Source organism: Pseudomonas sp. FP1740, from assembly GCF_030687165.1.
Lineage (GTDB): Bacteria > Pseudomonadota > Gammaproteobacteria > Pseudomonadales > Pseudomonadaceae > Aquipseudomonas.
In genome coordinates this window covers 757217-776578 of the sequence record NZ_CP117461.1, presented here as the reverse complement: position 1 = coordinate 776578, position 19362 = coordinate 757217, and the positions used below count along the sequence as shown (strand labels likewise).

Genomic DNA, 19362 nt, shown 5'->3' with positions numbered 1-19362 from the left:
GCCACCGCCCCTCAATGGCTCGGCCAGGCACCCTCTTCCAGCTCCAGCATTAACCCGCTCAAGCGCTTGACCTTGCGCCGCACGGCCTCTTCGAATACGCCGGCTCGAGGCTCAATCAGGGTGAACCAGTCTTTGGCCCGGGTTATCCCGGTATAGATCAGTTCCTTGGTAAGCACAGGATTCAAAGCATCCGGCAGAATCAACGCCGTATGGGCAAATTCCGAGCCCTGGGATTTGTGCACGGTCATGGCATACACCGTGTCGACATCGTTGAGTCGGCTTGGCAGGACAAAGCGCACACCGCCCTGCCCGTCATTGCGCGGGAAGGCCACACGCAGCACATGCCGCCCGGCCTCCGGGCCTTCACGCTCCGGCAGCTTGAGGGCAATGCCAATGTCGCCGTTCATCAAACCCAGGCCATAGTCGTTGCGGGTCATCAGCACGGGCCGACCTTCGTACCACTGATGGTCGCTGTCGATCAGCCGAGCCTTGAGCAGCGCATCGGTCACGCGCTGATTCAAACCTTCCACGCCCCAAGGCCCTTTGCGTACGGCACACAACAGCTGGAAAGCGTCGAAGGCCTGCAGCACCACGCGAGCCCAATCGGCCCAACATGGATCGTCGAGCGGGCGGTCGAGCGATGGTCGCTGGCTGCGCAAAAGACTCAGGTAATGCCGATAACCTTGCGGCCCCCCGCCATGGCCCTCGAGCAACAAGCGCTCCAGCGCCCGGTCCTGCTCACCCTTGAGGGGCAGGGAAAATACGTCGTCATGACCTGCAGCGGCCAATAACTTGCGCGCGTCCTCGGGATGCTGTTGGTTGACCCAACGGGCCAACTGACCAATGCCGCTACCCTCGCCGAAGCGCCGTGAGTGGCGCAGCATCACGACTTGCTGGGCCAGTGGATGCGCGCCCTGGGTGTCTTCCCGCAAACCGCTGGCATCGAGGCGCTCACCACTGACCGCCTCCAGCCACTGGCGGGTCTGCGGGCTGTACCAACCGGCTTCGGCATCACGACACAGATCGCCCAGTACGGCACCGGCCTCTACCGACGCCAGTTGGTCCTTGTCACCGAGCAGCACCAGACGGGCATGGGGCGGCAACGCATCGAGCAGGTTGGCCATCATTTCCAGGTCGATCATCGAGGCTTCGTCCACCACCAATACATCCAGCGGCAAGCGATTACCGGCGTGGTGACGGAAATGCCGGGTACCGGGACGACTGCCGAGCAAACGGTGCACGGTGGTCACATCCGACGGGATCTTCTCGCGCACCGTTTCAGGCACTTTCAGGGTTTGAACCTGCTGGCTGATGGACTCGGTCAATCGTGCGGCAGCTTTGCCGGTGGGTGCCGCGAGACGAATACGCAGCGGTTTACCGGCCTCCACTGCGGGTGCCTGGAGCAACGCAAGCAAGCGCACAACCGTGGTGGTCTTGCCGGTTCCCGGGCCGCCGGTGACGATGCTGAATGCACTTCGAGTAGCCAGGGCACACGCGAGCTTCTGCCAGTCGATCACGTCATCAAGCCTGGCTGGACCGAACAGCCCGGTCAGGCGTTGAGGCAAATCATCCGGCGTTGCTTCGTGTGCCGCCAGACGCTGGCGCAGCGCGTGGTCGATGCGCCGTTCGTAAGCCCAGTAGCGGCGCAGGTACAGGCGCTTGCCCGACAGCACCAACGGCCGGTGTTGCGCAGCCTCACGCCCATCGACGGCCAGAGCCACCAGACGACTGGACGCCAGGACCTTGCACCAATGGGCACCGTCCAGCGCCTCAAGCAATTGCGACGGCAGCAACATCGCCCCGCTTTGCACATCACCTTCCGGCGGCAGCGACAAGGCAAAATCCGGCTCTTTCAGTGTCTCGAACAGATCCAGGCAGACATGACCGTGGCCCAGTTGGTGACTGATCAACGCGGCGGCCAGCAGCACCAGCGGATCATCGTCGGGAGCGAGCTCGTGGAGAAACGCGACGAAGGCCTTGTCCAGCGCCCGCAGCCAGCCGCGTTCGACCCAGCGCGTGAGCAGCAGCAACAAGTCATCTGCGCGGCTCAACGGGGCCAGGTCCGCCAGACTTTCGGCCGCCAACGGCGTAGGCAGCAAATCGGCGAAAGTGCGACTCATAGCAATACTCCCTGTTCCCAGGCGGGTTCGGCCTTGGGCTCTGGCTTGCCCTGGAACAACCGGTCCAGGCGCTCGATCAGCTCCCGTGGCGGACGGGCAAAATACACACCCTGGCTGGCCGCTCGAGTACCGCGAAGAAACAGATACAACGCTCCACCGACATGCCGATCGTAATCGTAATCGACCAGCCGAGCCTTAAGCTGGCGATGCAGGGCGAGCAGGTACAGTACGTATTGCAGGTCGTAACGGTTATCGAGAATCGACTGCTCCATGGCCTGCTCGGTATAGGCCGCGTCATCGACGCCCAGCCAGTTGGATTTGTAGTCAGCGACGTAGTAACGGCCTTCATGCTCGAACGTCAGGTCGATGAAGCCTTTGAACATGCCATTGAGCAGCACCGGTTCGGCGGCCACCCGGGCCACGCCGTGATGGGTGTATTGACGCACCAGTTCATCAAGTTTGAGTACATCGACTTTATGACTGGCGAACCAGAACTCCATCTCGACCCGGTATTGAGTCAGTTGCTCGAACACCACCGGCGCCTGCCCGCCACCGATGTGCAATGGGGATTTGAGCAAGTGCTGCAGCCAGCCGCTCAGCGTGGTGATCCAGCCTTCCCAGCCTCGGCGGTTGCAGCGACGGGCGATGGCGTCTTCCACGGTTTGTGGTGCAGCGGCAAAACCTTCGTCACCGGCCCATTCGAGCAATCCATGGAGAAAAGTGCCGGGGTTCGGACCACGAGGGAATCGATGAATATCAGCACCGCCAGCGGCGACTTCTCGTGGCGCTTCAGGATCAAGGCGTTCGTCATCAAAGAGCTTTTGTGCTTGCGCGCTCTCCGGTGCTTCGTCACTGCCCACGCTCAGACTGTCACCAATGCGTAGGGCGCTGTAAGAAGCGATCCACCAGTTTTCACTGGCCTTGCGCCGGGGTATCAGCGGGGCCAACAACGTCGCTTCATTGCGTGGCGGATGGTAATGCTCGGCGGTCGCGTCAGGCATTTCACCGTAGTTCAGCGCCGCACAGTCTTGCTGCAGGTCTTCCAGCCAACGACGCAGCCCTGCCGACTCAGCCAATGGCGCGCCACCGCCCAGCAGATAACCCAACGCCGAAAGGTGCAGGACCGAGCCGTTGTTATTGCCGCGTTTGAGATCAGTCACACCCAGCCAGCACGCATGTTGTGCCCGGGTCAGGGCCACATAGAGCAAACGAAGGTCTTCAGCCAAACGTTCATCATCGGCTTGGGCTATCAACTCGGCCGTCGGCTTCAAGCTCACCTGTGCCTTGCCCGCGGCATCGTGGTAATACAACGGCAGACGACTGCCATCCACCGGTTTTGCCGAGCAGATGAACGGCAGAAACACCAACGGATATTCAAGCCCTTTGGATTTGTGGATGGTCACGACCTTGACCAGTTGCTCGTCGCTTTCCAGGCGCAGGATCTGTTCTTCGCCAGCCTGACCAGACAACGCCAGATGCTCGGACAAATGACGGATCAGTGCTTGCTCGCCATCGAGTTCGGCGGCGGCCTGCTGCAGCAACTCGGACAAGTGCAGCAGGTTGGTCAATATCCGCTCACCATCGCTGCGCGCGATCAACGCCTGGGGCAGCTGAAAATCATGTAGCAATCGCCGCAACATGGGCAGCACGCCCTGTTTGCGCCAGAGTTCGCGATAACCGCGGAACTGCATGACCCGTGCTTCCCAGGCCAGTTCGTCCTGATTCAGCCGCTCCAGTTCAGCCAGCGGAAGGTTCAGCGTGATGCAGGCCAGCGCGGCACGCAGGGGACGTTCGACATCCGGCTCGGCACAGGCCTTGAGCCACGTCAGCAGATCATGGGCCTCCTGCGCGGCGAATACCGAGTCCTTGTCTGACAGGTAAACACTGCGTACTCCACGAGCGGAAAGTTCGCCGCGCACGGCCTGGGCCTCTTTGCCGTCGCGCACCAGAATCGCGATATCCGCCGGCAGAAGGCCTCTGAGATCCTTACCATCCTGTATGAAGCCCGCACGCCCCTGCTGACCGCCATTGAGCAACGCAGTGATCTCGCTGGCGCAGGCGGCGGCCAATTGCTGTCGATACACCACACCGGACAGTGGCTGGTCCGAGGACAAATGCCAGATGTTCAGGGCAGGCACAACCTGACCTTCAATGTGCAGGACTTCTTTGCGCCCTTGGGACTCCACGGGCAGAAACGGTACCGGGTTCTCGCCACTCTTCTCACGGAACAGGAACGCGCCGCGTCCCTGCTCACGAGATTCGGCGCGCTGGAACACATGGTTCACCGCGTTAACCATGCCATGACTGGAACGGAAATTTGTACCCAGGGTATGCAGGCGGCCAGCGGTGGCTTGCCGGGCGCGCAGATAGGTATAGATATCGGCACCGCGAAAGGCATAGATCGCCTGCTTCGGGTCGCCGATCAGGAACAGGCCGGATTCAGGGTTGTTGTCTTCGATGCGATAAATGCTCTCGAAGATTCGGTACTGCACCGGGTCTGTGTCCTGAAACTCGTCGATCAGCGCAACCGGGAACTGCTCGCGGATCAAGGTTGCCAGGCGTTCACCGCCATCGGACTGCAACGCCGCATCAAGGCGCAGCAGCATGTCGTCGAAACCCATTTCCGCGCGGCGACGCTTCTCTTCCTCGAACCGAGCACCGACCCAGTGGGCGGCATGTTGCAGCACGGCGGCATCGGGGGTTGGCAAGCCATCAAGGCTGGCCTTGAGAGCGGGCATCGCATCGAGACCAGGGTGCCGAGGGGCTTCCCCCTTCCATGCTTCAGCCATGCCATCGGGCGTCAGGCGAGTGAAGCCGGTACCAATGTCCAACTGTTCGAGAGATTCGTCTTCGGCCCAGGCCCGGAGCTTTTCGAACCAGGGTTCGAAGTAGCGCGCCTGCATCTTGCGACCATCGACGCTTTTGCTCGCGACGCCCTGATGACAGATGGCAAGCAGCTCATCGGCCCATTGGCGCCAGGGCATCTTGAGCTCGAGCAACGCGGCCCGTCGTTCCTCCAGGCACTCGGCGATCAACTCGGCAGGTTCTTTACCTTCAATACTGTCACGCTCGCTGGCGAACAATCCACGCACTCGCGGCAACAACGCTGCCGGGCCACCCCAGTTGCCGCGAACCCAATTCAGCGCATCGCCTTGCATCGGATAGCAGAACAGTCGCCAGTAGTCGCGCAGGACTTCGCCAAGCAGATCACTGTGATCGGTTTCCAGGGTCTGGGTGAACAGGCTGCCACTGTCGAATGCATGTTCGCGCAGCATGCGCTGGCACCAACTGTGGATGGTCGATACCGCCGCTTCATCCATCCACTGGGCGGCGATGTCCAGGCGGTTTGCACAACCTGGCCACTGCTCAGGGAGGTATTGCTCGCGCAACTCGGCAATCAGGCCATCCGGTGCCGGTGTCTCATCGCGGAAAAAACGCGCAGCTTCAGCCAGTCGCGTACGAATACGTTCGCGTAGTTCTTTGGTCGCGGCATCGGTGAAGGTCACCACGAGGATTTGCGGCGGCAGCAATTCACGGCCAAAACCACTCGACTCGTCGCCATGGCCAAGGACCAGACGCAAGTACAGCGCAGAAATGGTGAAGGTCTTGCCCGTCCCGGCGCTGGCTTCGATCAGTTGGCTTCCACGCAGGGGGAATGCCAGGGCCAGTGGTGTTTTCGTGGTCATGAGCGCGCCTCCTCGCTGCTCAATGAACGCCAGGGAGCCTCAAGCAGCGGCCGATACAAAGCGTCGCACCAATCGGGGAAGGTCTCGTCGGCAATCAAAACATCGTAGTCGGCGTATTGCCGAGCCAGTGCCGGGCTTTCGCGGCGCTCACCATCAGTGGTCTGGCCATCGCCTTCATAGGCCTTGCGGGCGGCGGCGTCAGCCTTGACCGGATCGGGTTGAGCCAGCCAGGCGAAGGCTGTTTTTACGGCAATCGGCAACGGCTGGCGCATACCCGTTTGCCAGGCCAGCAACAGATTACCCAGGACATCAAGTGCTGCATCCTTCGCCAACGGAGCCAGTAACAGACTGTCGTCGCTGGCCACCAACGCGGTGGTCATCGACATCCCGCTGGCACAGGCAACCAGGTGATTGATCCATGGTCGTGTCAGACGATGCCATTTGCGGGTCTTGAGCGAGCCGATGCTGTTGGGAATCGTGGTGACCGACAGTAAACCACCGTCCGCGCGTTGATGCAGGCCACTGAGCCAACCCTCCAGGCGTAGCCCATGCAGTTCCAGACTCACCGGCAACGCGCTGGTGAGCGGGGTCGGCCATAACGCCAGGAGCTGCTGATAGCGCTGCAACAGATCCGGCAACGGCTCGATCAACTCTCGCTGCAGACATTCGCCGAAACCGGCCATGGGCAAGAGCCCGCTGTTCTGCAGGCGTTTCGCCTGCGCTTCCAGTACCTGATCGATTTGGTCCAATTGCCCGAGCGCCGCTTCGAGCAAGCTGTCGCTGAGGCTATAGCGTTGCAGCGCGTCGAGTACAAATGGCTCTTCATCCGCCAAAGGCGCTTCGGCAGCCTCGAAGAACACTTTGAGCCGCTGACTGAAGAAATGCCGTACCGGATTGCGCAGAAAATCCTGCAACTGACCCAGGCTCAGCGGCTCGTCCTGAATGTAGGGCTCAAGAACCTCGATGGCAGGCGTCAAACCGCTGGACTGATGAAGTACCTGCCACTCGCTGGCGTAGCTGAACAAATCATCGCCTTCATGGAAGTAGCGTGCACTGAAGGGTTGCAGCGGATGTTCCTGAGTCATGGACTCAAGCAGATCAGCCTTGTCATCGTGCAATCGCCAACCGCTGGCGAGATGATCACGTAGCTGTCCTATCAATACCGAAGCCGGGCGCTCACTATTGTCCCGAATACTGCGGCCGACCCAGCTGATATAGAGTTGGTCCCGCGCCGACAACAAAGCTTCCAGTAACAGATAGCGGTCATCTTCACGCCGGGAACGATCGCCGGGCCGGTAGTCGCTGCCCATCAGGTCGAAGTCCAGTGGCGGCTGCGCGCGAGGGTAATCGCCGTCATTCATGCCCAGCAGGCAGACCAGTTTGAACGGGATCGCTCGCATGGGCATCAGGGTACAGAAGTTGACGGCACCGGCGAGAAAGCGCTGAGACAAGCGACCTTGGTCGAGGCCAGCCAGCCAGGCTTCACGGACTACGGTCAGCGGTAACTCGTCCTGCAAGCCTACTGACTCGCAGGTCTCAAGCCAGGTCTCACGCAACTCTTCGAGTTGGGCCAACAAATAGTCGTCATGTTCGTTACTGGCCTGGAAGAACAACTGCACCAGTGCTTGCAAGCGGATGCCCCAGAGTTTGGGCGACGCAGGTTGGGTGAGCTCCTGGTGGGCAATCTCCAGTGCATCCAGCAGTGCGACCAAAGGACCTATGAGCGCAGCATCCAGGCCACCGATCTCGTCGTAGGGTTCAATACCCTCGCAGGCACTGGCGCTGCCCACGGCATAACCAAGCAACATCCGTCGCAAGCCGAAACGCCAACTGTTTTGCTCCAGTTCTTCCGGCAGGCCCAGACCCGCACGCTGCTCGGCATTCATCCCCCAACGGATACCTGCGCCTTCGATCCAGCGGTGCAAGGTCGGCAGGTCACGTTCCTCTACGCCAAAGCGAGCGCGTAATGCCGGAACGTCCAGCAGATCGAGAATTTCGCTGACGGGGAAACGACTGTCGGGCAGCTTGAGCAGATGCTCGACAGCGATCAGTAGCGGGTCCCTGCCGCGCTGGCCTTGATCCGCGAGTGTGAAGGGAATGAAGCGTGGGTCGTGGCGATCAAGCTGACCAAAGACAGCGCGGATGTGGGGGGCGTAACTGTCGATGTCTGGAACCATCACGATCACGTCGCGAGGCCTTAAGTCTGGATCAGCACTGAATCGTGCGAGCAGCTGATCATGGAGAATCTCCACTTCGCGTTGAGCGCTATGGGCGATGTGAAAACGGATCGATTCGTCCTTTGTCAGATCGACTGCAGGCCAACGCTCGCGAGTTTCGTTCAGGGGGCGCAACTCCAGGATGTCGTCCTGCAACTGATTGAGCATGCTCTGAGGCTGGTTATCGCTGAAAAGGTCAATGCGCCCATCGCGAAATGCCGAGCGATAGCTGTTGGGATCGTCGTAACTGTCGAGCAGATTGATGTAGTCCCGCCCCTGCTTGCCCCACGCCGCCAATAGCGGGTGGGCATGCTGATGGAGCGTTTGCGGATCAAGCACAACCGGCATGCCGCGCTTGCGAGCCTGGCGTTTGTATTGATGCCGCAACAGGTCTTTATCGGCGACGATATCCGCCCAATGGTGGCGACATGGGTTGTGTACGCACAGCAAGACCTGACTGAATCGAGCCAGCCCGGCAAGTGCTTCCAAGGCTTGAGCTGGCAGTGAAGAAATCCCGAAAACGATCACCCGTGAAGGCAATCCATTGGGTGCTACATCGAGACCATTGATACGCTCGATAAAGCGTTGGTGGACACCCGCGCGGCTTTGCGCCATGCCTTGCTCGCCGACATCCAGCAACAACGCACGCCACAGTTCCGCTTGCCAGCAGTTAGCCGGGGTCAGGGCTTTGGCTTCCCCTCTGCCATTTCGTAATTGGTGACGGCCTTCGGCCCAGTCTTCGAGCCAGTCTGCCCTGTACACCTGATATTGGTCGAACAGATCCGCCAGCCGCTCCGCCAATTGATAGCGTTTGCGTAAGTCGGTGTCATTCGTAAGGAAGCGCTGCAGGGGTTCGAAGTGCGGTTGGTTGATCAACTGTGGCAGCAGACGCATCAGGCGCCAGGTCAGCGGGGCTTTATCGAGCAAGGACTTGGCCGGGATTTCGTCACGCCCCAGCACCATGCGATAGAGCTGCCACATGAAGCTGCCTGGTAACTGCACATCGATGGCTGCGGCGATTCCGCAGCCGCCCATGTCGTCATCTTCAGGGTCCTCGGCCAGTGCCAGCTTCAGCCATTGGGCGATGCCGTTGCTCTGCACCAAGGCGATTTCATTTTCCAAGGGAGCCAGCGGGTAGCGCCGCATCCAACTGACCACCAGGCTGCGCAGCTCGTCCAGGCGGTTGCCGTGAACCACCATAAAACCAGCACTGAGGGACGTAGCGTCCGGCATAAAGGCTTCCTTGGGAAAATACAAAAGCTAGGGCCGAACCTTAGCACTGTCGGCAGACCGTGACAGCCGGGACCGTTCCGATGTTGCTGTACGAACTTTTCTGCGGGCAAAACAAAACCCCTACCTGCGTACGCAGATAGGGGTTTCGGAATTTAATCTTGACGATGACCTACTCTCACATGGGGAAACCCCACACTACCATCGGCGATGCATCGTTTCACTTCTGAGTTCGGGATGGGATCAGGTGGTTCCAATGCTCTATGGTCGTCAAGAAATTCGGGTACCGAACCGTCTTTCGACGCTTCAGCAAATTGGGTATGCGATAGTTTGTGCGGCTTTTGTGAATGGTTGCGAACTTTCGGTTCATTGCGTCTTCACACACCGCAATCTGGTGTCCTTTCGGATCAGCAAATTGCTTGGGTGTTATATGGTCAAGCCTCACGGGCAATTAGTATTGGTTAGCTCAACGCCTCACAGCGCTTACACACCCAACCTATCAACGTCGTAGTCTTCGACGGCCCTTCAGGGGACTCAAGGTCCCAGTGAGATCTCATCTTGAGGCTAGTTTCCCGCTTAGATGCTTTCAGCGGTTATCTATTCCGAACATAGCTACCCGGCAATGCCACTGGCGTGACAACCGGAACACCAGAGGTTCGTCCACTCCGGTCCTCTCGTACTAGGAGCAGCCCCTCTCAAATCTCAAACGTCCACGGCAGATAGGGACCGAACTGTCTCACGACGTTCTAAACCCAGCTCGCGTACCACTTTAAATGGCGAACAGCCATACCCTTGGGACCGGCTTCAGCCCCAGGATGTGATGAGCCGACATCGAGGTGCCAAACACCGCCGTCGATATGAACTCTTGGGCGGTATCAGCCTGTTATCCCCGGAGTACCTTTTATCCGTTGAGCGATGGCCCTTCCATACAGAACCACCGGATCACTAAGACCTACTTTCGTACCTGCTCGACGTGTCTGTCTCGCAGTCAAGCGCGCTTTTGCCTTTATACTCTACGACCGATTTCCGACCGGTCTGAGCGCACCTTCGTACTCCTCCGTTACTCTTTAGGAGGAGACCGCCCAGTCAAACTACCCACCATACACTGTCCTCGATCCGGATAACGGACCTGAGTTAGAACCTCAAAGTTGCCAGGGTGGTATTTCAAGGATGGCTCCACGCGAACTGGCGTCCACGCTTCAAAGCCTCCCACCTATCCTACACAAGCAAATTCAAAGTCCAGTGCAAAGCTATAGTAAAGGTTCACGGGGTCTTTCCGTCTAGCCGCGGATACACTGCATCTTCACAGCGATTTCAATTTCACTGAGTCTCGGGTGGAGACAGCGCCGCCATCGTTACGCCATTCGTGCAGGTCGGAACTTACCCGACAAGGAATTTCGCTACCTTAGGACCGTTATAGTTACGGCCGCCGTTTACCGGGGCTTCGATCAAGAGCTTCGCGTTAGCTAACCCCATCAATTAACCTTCCGGCACCGGGCAGGCGTCACACCCTATACGTCCACTTTCGTGTTTGCAGAGTGCTGTGTTTTTAATAAACAGTCGCAGCGGCCTGGTATCTTCGACCGGCGTGGGCTTACGCAGCAAGTGCTTCACCCTCACCGGCGCACCTTCTCCCGAAGTTACGGTGCCATTTTGCCTAGTTCCTTCACCCGAGTTCTCTCAAGCGCCTTGGTATTCTCTACCCAACCACCTGTGTCGGTTTGGGGTACGGTTCCTGGTTACCTGAAGCTTAGAAGCTTTTCTTGGAAGCATGGCATCAACCACTTCGTGTTCTAAAAGAACACTCGTCATCAGCTCTCGGCCTTAGAATCCCGGATTTACCTAAGATTCCAGCCTACCACCTTAAACTTGGACAACCAACGCCAAGCTGGCCTAGCCTTCTCCGTCCCTCCATCGCAATAACCAGAAGTACAGGAATATTAACCTGTTTTCCATCGACTACGCTTTTCAGCCTCGCCTTAGGGACCGACTAACCCTGCGTCGATTAACGTTGCGCAGGAAACCTTGGTCTTTCGGCGTGGGTGTTTTTCACACCCATTGTCGTTACTCATGTCAGCATTCGCACTTCTGATACCTCCAGCAAGCTTCTCAACTCACCTTCACAGGCTTACAGAACGCTCCTCTACCGCATCACCTAAGTGATACCCGTAGCTTCGGTGTATGGTTTGAGCCCCGTTACATCTTCCGCGCAGGCCGACTCGACTAGTGAGCTATTACGCTTTCTTTAAAGGGTGGCTGCTTCTAAGCCAACCTCCTAGCTGTCTAAGCCTTCCCACATCGTTTCCCACTTAACCATAACTTTGGGACCTTAGCTGACGGTCTGGGTTGTTTCCCTTTTCACGACGGACGTTAGCACCCGCCGTGTGTCTCCCATGCTCGGCACTTGTAGGTATTCGGAGTTTGCATCGGTTTGGTAAGTCGGGATGACCCCCTAGCCGAAACAGTGCTCTACCCCCTACAGTGATACATGAGGCGCTACCTAAATAGCTTTCGAGGAGAACCAGCTATCTCCGAGCTTGATTAGCCTTTCACTCCGATCCACAGGTCATCCGCTAACTTTTCAACGGTAGTCGGTTCGGTCCTCCAGTCAGTGTTACCTAACCTTCAACCTGCCCATGGATAGATCGCCCGGTTTCGGGTCTATTCCCAGCGACTAGACGCCCTATTAAGACTCGCTTTCGCTACGCCTCCCCTATTCGGTTAAGCTCGCCACTGAAAATAAGTCGCTGACCCATTATACAAAAGGTACGCAGTCACCCAACAAAGTGGGCTCCCACTGCTTGTACGCATACGGTTTCAGGATCTATTTCACTCCCCTCTCCGGGGTTCTTTTCGCCTTTCCCTCACGGTACTAGTTCACTATCGGTCAGTCAGTAGTATTTAGCCTTGGAGGATGGTCCCCCCATATTCAGACAAAGTTTCTCGTGCTCCGTCCTACTCGATTTCATGGCCAAGAGATTTTCGCGTACAGGGCTATCACCCACTATGGCCGCACTTTCCAGAGCGTTCCGCTAATCTCAAAGCCACTTAAGGGCTAGTCCCCGTTCGCTCGCCACTACTAAGGGAATCTCGGTTGATTTCTTTTCCTCAGGGTACTTAGATGTTTCAGTTCCCCTGGTTCGCCTCTTGCACCTATGTATTCAGTACAAGATAACCATCTTATGATGGCTGGGTTCCCCCATTCAGACATCTCCGGATCAAAGTCTGTTTGCCGACTCCCCGAAGCTTTTCGCAGGCTACCACGTCTTTCATCGCCTCTGACTGCCAAGGCATCCACCGTATGCGCTTCTTCACTTGACCATATAACCCCAAGCAATCTGGTTATACTGTGAAGACGACATTCGCCGAAAATTCGCATTTGCTCAAAGAGCAACTCACAAATTTTACCTTAGCCTGATCCGTTACCAGTGAAAGTAACGTTCAGTCTATCTTTCTATCACATACCCAAATTTTTAAAGAACGATCTAGCCAAAGACTAGAAATCAACATTCACCATCATCACGATGGAATGCTCATTTCTAAGCTTTCAACAACAGAAGCAGTAGTGGTGGAGCCAAACGGGATCGAACCGTTGACCTCCTGCGTGCAAGGCAGGCGCTCTCCCAGCTGAGCTATGGCCCCGTATTTCTACAGGTATTCCCACACAAAATTGGTGGGTCTGGGCAGATTCGAACTGCCGACCTCACCCTTATCAGGGGTGCGCTCTAACCAACTGAGCTACAGACCCAATTTCGAGCTACTAAGGCCGACCTCACCCTGCTCTTTACCACACAGCATGGGGTGCGCTCTAACCAACACAGCTACAACCTGATACAGGCTGCTTCATATCGTCTTCTTCAATGAATCAAGCAATTCGTGTGGGAACTTATGGAGCAGCTGATGTCGTCGATTAAGGAGGTGATCCAGCCGCAGGTTCCCCTACGGCTACCTTGTTACGACTTCACCCCAGTCATGAATCACACCGTGGTAACCGTCCCCCCGAAGGTTAGACTAGCTACTTCTGGTGCAACCCACTCCCATGGTGTGACGGGCGGTGTGTACAAGGCCCGGGAACGTATTCACCGCGACATTCTGATTCGCGATTACTAGCGATTCCGACTTCACGCAGTCGAGTTGCAGACTGCGATCCGGACTACGATCGGTTTTGTGGGATTAGCTCCACCTCGCGGCTTGGCAACCCTCTGTACCGACCATTGTAGCACGTGTGTAGCCCAGGCCGTAAGGGCCATGATGACTTGACGTCATCCCCACCTTCCTCCGGTTTGTCACCGGCAGTCTCCTTAGAGTGCCCACCATTACGTGCTGGTAACTAAGGACAAGGGTTGCGCTCGTTACGGGACTTAACCCAACATCTCACGACACGAGCTGACGACAGCCATGCAGCACCTGTCTCAATGTTCCCGAAGGCACCAATCCATCTCTGGAAAGTTCATTGGATGTCAAGGCCTGGTAAGGTTCTTCGCGTTGCTTCGAATTAAACCACATGCTCCACCGCTTGTGCGGGCCCCCGTCAATTCATTTGAGTTTTAACCTTGCGGCCGTACTCCCCAGGCGGTCAACTTAATGCGTTAGCTGCGCCACTAAGAGCTCAAGGCTCCCAACGGCTAGTTGACATCGTTTACGGCGTGGACTACCAGGGTATCTAATCCTGTTTGCTCCCCACGCTTTCGCACCTCAGTGTCAGTATCAGTCCAGGTGGTCGCCTTCGCCACTGGTGTTCCTTCCTATATCTACGCATTTCACCGCTACACAGGAAATTCCACCACCTCTACCATACTCTAGCTCGACAGTTTTGAAGCAGTTCCCAGGTTGAGCCCGGGGATTTCACATCCAACTTAACGAACCACCTACGCGCGCTTTACGCCCAGTAATTCCGATTAACGCTTGCACCCTCTGTATTACCGCGGCTGCTGGCACAGAGTTAGCCGGTGCTTATTCTGTCGGTAACGTCAAAACAATTACGTATTAGGTAACTGCCCTTCCTCCCAACTTAAAGTGCTTTACAATCCGAAGACCTTCTTCACACACGCGGCATGGCTGGATCAGGCTTTCGCCCATTGTCCAATATTCCCCACTGCTGCCTCCCGTAGGAGTCTGGACCGTGTCTCAGTTCCAGTGTGACTGATCATCCTCTCAGACCAGTTACGGATCGTCGCCTTGGTGAGCCATTACCTCACCAACTAGCTAATCCGACCTAGGCTCATCTGATAGCGCAAGGCCCGAAGGTCCCCTGCTTTCTCCCGTAGGACGTATGCGGTATTAGCGTTCGTTTCCGAACGTTATCCCCCACTACCAGGCAGATTCCTAGGCATTACTCACCCGTCCGCCGCTCGCCACCAGGTACAAGTACCCGTGCTGCCGCTCGACTTGCATGTGTTAGGCCTGCCGCCAGCGTTCAATCTGAGCCATGATCAAACTCTTCAGTTCAAACATCTTTGGGTTTTTAAGAAACCCTAAACTTGGCTCAGCAATCGTTGGTTACATCTTTGATTTCTCGCGGAGTAACTTGTGATGCTGATAATCTTGTTGACTATCAGTCTGACTCCACAAGCACCCACACGAATTGCTTGATTCAGTTGTTAAAGAGCGGTTGGTTAAGAGCTTTCGTCTCAACCGAGGCGCGCATTCTACAGCAGCCTCACTTACTGTCAAGTGATTATTTTCAGAAGCTTTCAAAGTTTCTCGCAAGAAACATCAGCAACTTCAACCACTTGCGCTTCCGATCTCTCGTTAGCGGGAGGCGAATTCTACAGCGTTAGCCGCTGCTGTCAACACCTCTTTTTTCTCCGCTTTCGACCGAGAAGATCGAACCGTCAATAAGGCGATAACATCCTGCCTTATCAACTCCTTCTGGCTTCGATGAACTGAAGCGTAACCGCTGCCGAAAACTGCGTAACTCGTTGTTTGCCAAGGAGTTTTCCGTTTCGACTGCGCCGGAAGTGGGGCGAATTATAGACGTCCAGGATCTGCCGTCAACCTCTAATTTCACATTTCTGTCATACCGGTCAAAACAGCCCGAAAACACAAAGGCCGACCTCTAGAGGTCGGCCTTCTGCCCTTCTACTTACAAGCTAGGGAATGCGAATTGCGAAGCTTCATGGCTCGCCCGTTGCGGCCAGCGCTGGGTGATTGCCTTGCGACGGGTATAAAACCGCACGCCATCCGGACCATACGCATGCAGATCGCCGAACAGCGAACGCTTCCAGCCGCCAAAGCTGTGATACGCCACTGGCACCGGCAACGGTACGTTGACGCCGACCATACCCACTTCAATCTCATCGCAGAACAACCGCGCCGCTTCCCCATCACGGGTAAAGATGCAGGTGCCATTGCCATACTCGTGATCATTGATCAGTTGCATCGCCTCTTCCAGGCTGTTGACCCGGACGACGCACAGCACCGGCCCGAAGATCTCTTCTTTATAGATGCGCATCTCTGGCGTGACGTTATCGAACAGGCAGCCACCCAGGAAGAAGCCGTCCTCATGACCGGCCACGCTCAGACCACGACCGTCCACCACCAGCTTCGCACCAGCGGCTACGCCGTCTTCAACATAACCGCTGACCTTGTCCCGCGCCTGACCGGTGACCAGAGGCCCCATGTCCAGGCCACAAGTTGTACCGGCGCCGATTTTCAGTGCCTTGATCTGCGGTGTCAGTTTGGCCACCAACGCATCCGCCACCTGGTCACCGACACACACGGCCACCGAAATCGCCATGCAGCGCTCACCGCACGAACCGTAAGCGGCGCCCATCAACGCGCTGACCGCGTTATCCAGATCCGCATCCGGCATCAATACCGCATGGTTCTTCGCCCCGCCCAGCGCCTGGACGCGTTTGCCGCGCTTGGTGCCTTCGGCGTAGATGTATTCGGCAATCGGCGTCGAACCGACGAAGCTCAATGCTTTGACTTCCGGTGCTTCAATCAGCGCATCCACTGCGGCCTTGTCGCCATGCACCACACTCAGCACGCCTTTCGGCAGGCCGGCTTCCAGTAACAATTGAGCGATCAGCAGCGTGGAGCTTGGATCGCGCTCGGACGGCTTGAGGATAAAGCAGTTGCCACAGACGATCGCCAACGGATACATCCACAGCGGCACCATGGCCGGGAAGTTGAACGGGGTAATGCCGGCCACCACGCCCAATGGCTGGAAATCCGACCAGGCATCGATGTTCGGCCCGACATTACGGCTGTACTCACCCTTGAGGATTTCCGGTGCCGCGCACGCGAACTCGACGTTCTCGATCCCGCGCTTCAATTCACCGGCTGCATCTTCCAGGGTCTTGCCGTGTTCTTCGCTGATCAGTTGTGCGATGCGGGATTCGTTCTGTTCCAGCAGTTGCTTGAAACGGAACATCACCTGAGCGCGCTTGGCCGCTGGCGTATTGCGCCAGGCCGGGAACGCAGCCTTGGCAGAGTCGATGGCTTTCTGAATGGTTTCGCGGCTGGCCAACGGCAGCTTGTGGATAACCTGGCCGGTGGACGGGTTGAACACATCGGCCGTGCGACCGTCTTCGGTCACCAGTTCGCCATTGATCAAATGCGGGATGAGGCTCATGCGGGGCTCCTGAAATTGTCCACAGGCGTCCTTTGAAAGGACGCCTTTATATAGAAGAGGGAATCAGTCGATCTTGTTCAGCACTTCGCCGACCGCATCGAACAGACGATCAAGGTCCTGCGGCTTGCTGTTGAAGGTTGGGCCAAACTGCAGGGTGTCGCCGCCGAAGCGCACGTAGAACCCGGCTTTCCACAGCGCCATGCCAGCTTCGAACGGACGCACGATGGCATCGCCGTCGCGAGGTGCAATCTGGATCGCACCGGCCAACCCGTAGTTGCGAATGTCGATGACGTTCTTGCTGCCCTTCACACCGTGCAGCGCGTTTTCGAAATGCGGCGCGACTTCGGCCACGCTCTGCACCAGGTTTTCTTTTTGCAGCAGGTCGAGTGCCGCCAAGCCCGCGGCGCAAGCCACCGGGTGCGCGGAATAGGTGTAGCCGTGCGGGAATTCCACCGCGTACTCAGGCGTCGCCTGGTTCATGAAGGTCTGGTAGATCTCGGAGCTGGCAATCACCGCTCCCATCGGGATCGCGCCGTTGGTGACTTGCTTGGCAATGCACATCAGGTCCGGAGTGACACCAAAGCTGTCGGCACCGAACATCGAACCGGTACGACCGAAACCGGTGATCACTTCGTCGAACACCAGCAGGATGTTGTGCTGATCGCAAATCTCGCGCAGACGTTTGAGGTAACCCTGCGGCGGAACCAGCACGCCAGCGGAGCCGGCCAATGGCTCGACGAATACCGCTGCGATGTTCGAGGCATCGTGCAGTTCGATCAACTTGAGCAATTCATCCGCCAGCGCGATACCACCCTGCTCCGGCATGCCACGAGTGAAAGCATTGCTCGCCAACAAGGTGTGCGGCAGATGATCGACATCCATCATTGCCTGACCGAACAGTTTGCGGTTGCCGTTCACGCCGCCGAGGCTGGTGCCGGCGATGTTCACGCCGTGATAACCACGGGCGCGGCCGATCATTTTGGTCTTGGTGGCCTGGCCTTTCAGGCGCCAGTAGGCACGCACCATTTTCACCGCGGTATCTGCACACTCGGAACCCGAATCGGTGAAGAACACGTGATTCAGATTGCCCGGGGTCAGGTCGGTGATTTTCTCGGCCAACTGGAACGACAGCGGGTGACCGTACTGGAAGCCCGGCGAGTAATCGAGAGTGCCCAATTGCTTGGCCACCGCCTCCTGGATTTCCTTGCGGGTGTGCCCGGCGCCGCAGGTCCACAGACCCGAGAGCGAATCGTAGACCTTGCGACCCTTGTCGTCTGTCAGCCAACTGCCCTCGGCCGCCACGATCAGGCGCGGGTCACGCTGGAAATTGCGGTTCGCGGTGTAGGGCATCCAGTGAGCGTCAAGCTTGAGCTGGCTGGCCAGGGAAGTCGGGGCGTTTTCAGGCACGTTCATGGGCAAAACCTCGCAGGGCAAAATAAGCGGCGTGGAGATCAAAAGCGTTCTTGCAGCTAAATTGCCACGGGGATAAAGTCGGTGAAATCCAACTTTTCTAACCTTCAGTCAGGCCCGGACTAAACTATGAGTACCCGTCGCCCCGATCCGCTGGCGCAAGTCAGTGACTTTGATATCCGCCTGCTGCGGATTTTTCGCAGCGTGGTGGAGTGCGGCGGCTTCTCCGCGGCGGAATCGGTGCTGGGTATCGGTCGCTCGGCCATCAGCCAGCAAATGAGCGATCTGGAGCAACGCCTGGGGCTGCGCCTGTGCCAGCGGGGTCGCGCGGGGTTTTCCCTGACCGAAGAAGGCCGTGAGGTCTACCAATCTGCGTTGCAGCTATTAAGTGCGCTGGAAAGCTTCCGCACCGAGGTCAACGGCCTGCACCAACACTTGCGCGGCGAATTAACCATCGGCCTGACCGACAACCTGGTCACCCTGCCACACATGCGCATCACCCACGCTTTGGCGCAACTGAAGGAACGTGGCCCCGACGTACAGATCCAGATCCGCATGATCGCGCCCAACGAAGTCGAGCAAGGCGTGCTCGACGGTCGTTTGCATGTTGGCGTGGTGCCACAAGCCAGCGCGCTGTCGGGGCTGGAATATCAACCGCTCTACAGCGAACGCTCGCTGCTGTATTGCGCGGTCGGCCATCCGCTGTTCTATGTCGACGACAAACAACTGGACGATGAGCGCCTCAACAGCCAGGACGCCATAGCCCCGACCTTCCGTCTGCCCGCCGAAATTCAGGCTCATTACCAGGCGCTCAATTGCACCGCCAGTGCGTCGGATCGCGAGGGCATGGCCTTTCTGATCCTGACCGGGCGCTACATTGGTTACCTGCCGGATCACTACGCCAGCCTCTGGGTGCAGCAAGGCCGTTTGCGTGCACTGAAACCCAAGGCACGTTTTTATGACCTGAGCCTGGCATCGGTTACACGCAAGGGCCGTCGCCCGCATCTGGTTCTGGAGAGTTTTTTGGAGAGTCTGGCGGCTACTCGCTGAAAGCTTGTGGGAGCAGTGCCCAAGGTTTTATCGCCATAGGACTTGTCTGAGGCCCGTGGGTGCGCTATCAA

General features: G+C 57.5%; 6 protein-coding genes, 2 tRNA genes and 3 rRNA genes. 1 reads left to right on the top strand and 10 read right to left on the bottom strand.

The annotated features are described in order from the left end of the window. Positions 1–11: 11 nt before the first annotated feature. The 10 genes from recD to PSH69_RS03320 form a co-directional block, all read right to left on the bottom strand. Complete coding sequence (recD, locus tag PSH69_RS03365) at positions 12–2120, bottom strand: exodeoxyribonuclease V subunit alpha (protein ID WP_305411037.1); 2109 nt, start codon at positions 2118–2120, stop codon at positions 12–14. After that, positions 2117–5806 (bottom strand): exodeoxyribonuclease V subunit beta, encoded by a 3690-nt coding sequence (gene recB, locus PSH69_RS03360; RefSeq protein WP_305411036.1) that lies wholly within the window; start codon positions 5804–5806, stop codon positions 2117–2119. The genes recD and recB overlap by 4 nt, the downstream gene beginning before the upstream one ends. Beyond that, on the bottom strand, positions 5803–9255 hold the full coding sequence (gene recC / locus PSH69_RS03355; RefSeq protein WP_305411035.1) for an exodeoxyribonuclease V subunit gamma: 3453 nt from the start codon (positions 9253–9255) through the stop codon (positions 5803–5805). Before recC ends, recB begins: the two co-directional genes overlap by 4 nt. Positions 9256–9411: 156 nt before the next feature. After that, a 5S ribosomal RNA gene (rrf, locus tag PSH69_RS03350) occupies positions 9412–9527 on the bottom strand. A gap of 155 nt (positions 9528–9682) precedes the next feature. Then, positions 9683–12573: ribosomal RNA gene (locus PSH69_RS03345) — 23S ribosomal RNA — on the bottom strand. 245 nt (positions 12574–12818) lie between these two features. After that, positions 12819–12894, bottom strand: a tRNA-Ala gene (locus PSH69_RS03340). Between the two features lie 29 nt (positions 12895–12923). After that, positions 12924–13000: transfer RNA gene (locus PSH69_RS03335), tRNA-Ile, on the bottom strand. A gap of 163 nt (positions 13001–13163) precedes the next feature. Next, positions 13164–14700: ribosomal RNA gene (locus tag PSH69_RS03330) — 16S ribosomal RNA — on the bottom strand. Together the 16S, 23S and 5S rRNA genes with 2 tRNA genes alongside form the textbook arrangement of a ribosomal RNA operon. Positions 14701–15337: 637 nt before the next feature. Further along, complete coding sequence (locus PSH69_RS03325; protein WP_019582319.1) at positions 15338–16831, bottom strand: CoA-acylating methylmalonate-semialdehyde dehydrogenase; 1494 nt, start codon at positions 16829–16831, stop codon at positions 15338–15340. Between the two features lie 63 nt (positions 16832–16894). After that, positions 16895–18244, bottom strand: coding sequence for an aspartate aminotransferase family protein (locus PSH69_RS03320; RefSeq protein WP_018928366.1), 1350 nt, complete (start codon positions 18242–18244; stop codon positions 16895–16897). A 126-nt stretch (positions 18245–18370) separates the two neighbouring features. Here PSH69_RS03320 and PSH69_RS03315 point away from each other — a divergent pair, with 126 nt between their 5' ends. Beyond that, positions 18371–19291 (top strand): LysR family transcriptional regulator, encoded by a 921-nt coding sequence (locus PSH69_RS03315; protein WP_007940170.1) that lies wholly within the window; start codon positions 18371–18373, stop codon positions 19289–19291. Positions 19292–19362: the final 71 nt, after the last annotated feature.

What these genes read in the sequence shown, in the direction of transcription:
- recD (WP_305411037.1), bottom strand. Translation starts at nt 2,120, where the DNA reads ATGAGTCGCACTTTCGCCGATTTGCTGCCTACGCCGTTGGCGGCCGAA.
- recB (WP_305411036.1), bottom strand. Translation starts at nt 5,806, where the DNA reads ATGACCACGAAAACACCACTGGCCCTGGCATTCCCCCTGCGTGGAAGC.
- recC (WP_305411035.1), bottom strand. Translation starts at nt 9,255, where the DNA reads ATGCCGGACGCTACGTCCCTCAGTGCTGGTTTTATGGTGGTTCACGGC.
- PSH69_RS03325 (WP_019582319.1), bottom strand. Translation starts at nt 16,831, where the DNA reads ATGAGCCTCATCCCGCATTTGATCAATGGCGAACTGGTGACCGAAGAC.
- PSH69_RS03320 (WP_018928366.1), bottom strand. Translation starts at nt 18,244, where the DNA reads ATGAACGTGCCTGAAAACGCCCCGACTTCCCTGGCCAGCCAGCTCAAG.
- PSH69_RS03315 (WP_007940170.1), top strand. Translation starts at nt 18,371, where the DNA reads ATGAGTACCCGTCGCCCCGATCCGCTGGCGCAAGTCAGTGACTTTGAT.